The following is a 3530-nucleotide window of genomic DNA, read 5'->3' as shown; positions in this document are numbered from 1 at the left end:
TTGCTCGACCATGAAACCTGATTTTCTCCGTCCTGTTTTCTTTTCTTCCAGATGATCCATCCGTAAACGCTCATCACCAGATAATAAATGCTCAGTAAGGTTTCTGCATACAGCTTTACATTTAAGAGTAGAAACATCGATAACAGGATCGAAATTATTCCTGTTGGATAAAGCCAGATACTATTCTTCTTCGCCAGTAAAACTTCAGATACCCCAAAACCTACAGCCAACCATTCGATTAATGAGGTGTGTAAAATCTGCTCCTGAAAAAGCTTAAACCAATCTTGAAAATTCATTTACAATAATTTGCCTTGCAGCCAGTAAAAATAATTAGATCCTGTTTTCGGGGCGAAACAGTTTTGTAAATTTTAACCTCTTCCTACGGCGGCATTACCCGCATCAGGTTCATTAGAAGGTGTAAGGTTTGGGGGTGTAGGGCCTAAGGCTAAACCCTATACCTTAAACCTTTTGGCTTAAACCTCTAAATGGGTATAATCTCAGCAAATTGAAGGCAACAGACATTGCAAGATCAAAAAGCACCCCTTTGAGCAAGGCAAATATAAGAAATAATAATCAGTGGCCGCGTATCTGTTCAGATTCATCCAGATGATCAAATACAAGGAGCTTCGCTTTAAAATAGCATTATATAACTATAATTAATTAATTTCGAAGCAGCAAATTTCAAAAAAAACCTTGTTTTTTGTTTTTACAACACAAAGGAAACAACTATAAACTATTTTAATACTAAAAACCATGATAAACCTTAATATTAAAAAAGGTAAATTATTTAAACTCCCCTTTTTATTAATTCCATTGGCTTTTTCTGCTTTTGCACAAGAAAAAAATGAAGCCGCTAAAACCATTCCTGTATTTAAAGATGGTGAAGCACAAATTGTAACCTTATTCGATACGCCCGACAAGTGGATCCGTACCGATTTATGGGTAGAAACAACATTTGATACTGACGGCGATGGGAAACCTGACCGCATGCATGTTGATGTTACACGTCCCTACCAAACCGAAACAGAGGGACTAAAATTACCTGTCATTTACGAATCAAGCCCATATTACGCCGGAACGGCCGGAAACGATAAAGGTGTATTTTGGGATGTAAAGCACGAAATTGGCGAAAAATCTGCTGTAACTCGTGTACACCCAGAGGTAACACGCACGGGCAAAAGACCAATTATCTCAAACTCTTTAATTAGAGAATGGGTTAAAAGAGGTTTTATTATAATACACTCTTCCTCGCCAGGTACCGGACTTTCGCAAGGGTCTCCAACAGTAGGTGGAATAAACGAATCGTTAGCACCAAAAGCCGTTATCGAATGGCTGGGGGGAAAGGATAATGGTTATACCACTGCTGATGGGAACGAAAAAGTTAAAGCTTATTGGAGTACGGGAAATGTTGGAATGACAGGAACTTCGTATAATGGGACAATCCCGCTTGCAGCGGCAACTACCGGCGTTGAAGGGCTAAAGGCCATCATACCTATCGCGCCAAATACCTCTTACTATCATTATTATCGTTCAAATGGCTTAGTAAGAAGTCCTGGCGGTTATTTAGGAGAAGATGTTGATGTTTTATACGATTACATACACAGTGGCGCAGAAGATAAAAGAGCATATGCAAATAAAACAATAAGAGATGAAGAAATGGCCCAGGGAATGGATCGTATAACTGGTGATTACAATAAATTTTGGGCAGGTAGAGACTATTTAAATGCCATGAAACCCATGAAAGCGGCCTTACTGATGTCGCACGGCTTTAATGACTGGAATGTAATGCCTGAACATAGCTATCGAATTTATAAAGCGGCTGAAGCCAAAGGTTTACCCGTACAAATTTATTATCACCAGCAAGGACATGGTGGCCCGCCTCCAATGAAAATGATGAACAGGTGGTTTACCCGTTATTTGTTTGGAATTGAAAACGGTGTGGAGAAAGATCCCAAAGCCTGGATTGTGAGAGAAAATCAACCTAATTCGAATCCAACACCATACGCCGATTATCCAAACCCAGATGCCAGTAATGTAAAACTTTACCTTGGAGCAGGAAGAAAGAACCATGGAAGCCTATATACCACTAAACCACAGAAACAATCTGCAGAAACTTTAGTAGATGATGTTTCTTTTTCGGGCAGTGAGCTGGCAAAAGCCGAAAATTCAGAACATCGCTTGCTTTATGTAAGTCCTACATTAAAAGAAGCAGTTCATTTATCAGGCTTAACACAGTTTACCGTTAAGTTGGCCAGCAATAAACCAGCAGCTAATTTCTCCGTTTGGTTGGTTGCTTTACCCTGGACAGAAGGAAATGGTGTAAAATTAATGGATAACGTAATTACGCGCGGATGGGCCGATCCTCAAAACAATAAATCGTTAACTGAAAGTGCGCCTTTAACACCCGGTAAATTTTACGAGCTCAAATTTAATCTTCAGCCGGATGATCAAATTATACCCGCAGGTAAGAAAATTGCCTTAATGATTTTTTCGAGTGATAAAGAATTTACGCTTTGGCCAAAAGCCGGAACTCATCTAACCATTGATTTAAATGGAACCACACTTACATTACCCGTAGTTGGTGGGATTAGTGCATTTGAAAAAGCGACAAAATAGTGCCGCTTCATTAAAATAAATTTTAGCCAATATAGCACCATAAATCACACGATTTCTGATGCTATATTGTTTTTACTATCCCTAACAGTTATTGAACTACGCGCGCTTAAAGAGCTCTCCTCCAAAGGAGTTCCTTCGGAACACTATGGTAGGGATAACGATCTTAGTAATATTTAAAATAATCCCAGCTGCCCTTTGTCATCAATATCGATATCGTCAGGATTGGTGATCTCGAAATCTATCTTTTTGGCAGGTTTTTCTTCTGCTTCGGGTTTATCGTCGGTTTTAACTTCTTTTTTAACAGGTTCGGCTTCTGGCTTAGACTTTTCTACTAATGGCTTTTCTACAGTAACAGGTTTTTCTGGCTTAACCACAGGCACTTCTTTAGGTTCTTCTTTGCGTTCGAACTTTGGTTTTGGCTGCGCTACAACAGGTTTGTCTATTACCTCTTCCGGCACTTCTGGTTCTGTTACGGTTTCCTCGTTCGCAATCGCCTCTTCGCTTGTAACCACCTCATCTAGTGTTTCTTCAGCATCCTCTTCCTCGTCAATTGTTGCTTCCTCAACCGCCTCAATTTCTATCTCAGGCTCTTCTAACACTACTTTTTGAACGTCGTGCGGCGACAGTCTATTGCCATTTGCTTTTAGTCCTTTAACATCAATCAGTTCTGCTAAGGTTAAATCCAATGTTTCTGGGATTTGGGTTTTACCTTTTAAAACATCAACAATAATTTTTGCTGCCGAATTTGAAGTAAGGAACAACAACCTCGATTTCTGCTCCTCACTAATGAAAATGGTTTTCCTACCATTAGCTTGCAGTTCGAATGCAAAACGTTTAATAAAATAATTTTGTGCTTTGCCTTCAAAATGGACTGCGGCAAAAATCTTCTCCGGATCAAACTTCTGGATCAAGAT

2 protein-coding genes and 1 pseudogene are annotated in these 3530 nt (G+C 39.5%); 1 reads left to right on the top strand and 2 read right to left on the bottom strand.

Annotation, left to right across the window (positions count from 1 at the left end; translation table 11 throughout):
* Positions 1-296 (bottom strand): nicotinamide mononucleotide transporter family protein (locus AC1DND_RS22900; RefSeq protein ID WP_477584904.1); only part of this gene is annotated, 296 nt, incomplete at its 3' end.
* 457 nt (positions 297-753) lie between these two features.
* On the opposite strand from AC1DND_RS22900, the gene AC1DND_RS22895 reads away from it, so the two are divergent.
* Positions 754-2616, top strand: a complete 1863-nt coding sequence (locus AC1DND_RS22895) for a Xaa-Pro dipeptidyl-peptidase (protein ID WP_477584903.1) — start codon at positions 754-756, stop codon at positions 2614-2616.
* A gap of 173 nt (positions 2617-2789) precedes the next feature.
* On the opposite strand, the pseudogene AC1DND_RS22890 reads toward AC1DND_RS22895, so the two are convergent.
* Positions 2790-3530: pseudogene (locus tag AC1DND_RS22890) on the bottom strand (DNA gyrase/topoisomerase IV subunit A); the annotation flags it as partial.

Source organism: Pedobacter sp. 01N416, from assembly GCF_056399685.1.
The sequence above is the reverse complement of the archived record's forward strand: the minus strand, read 5'-3'. Positions and strand labels throughout refer to the sequence as shown.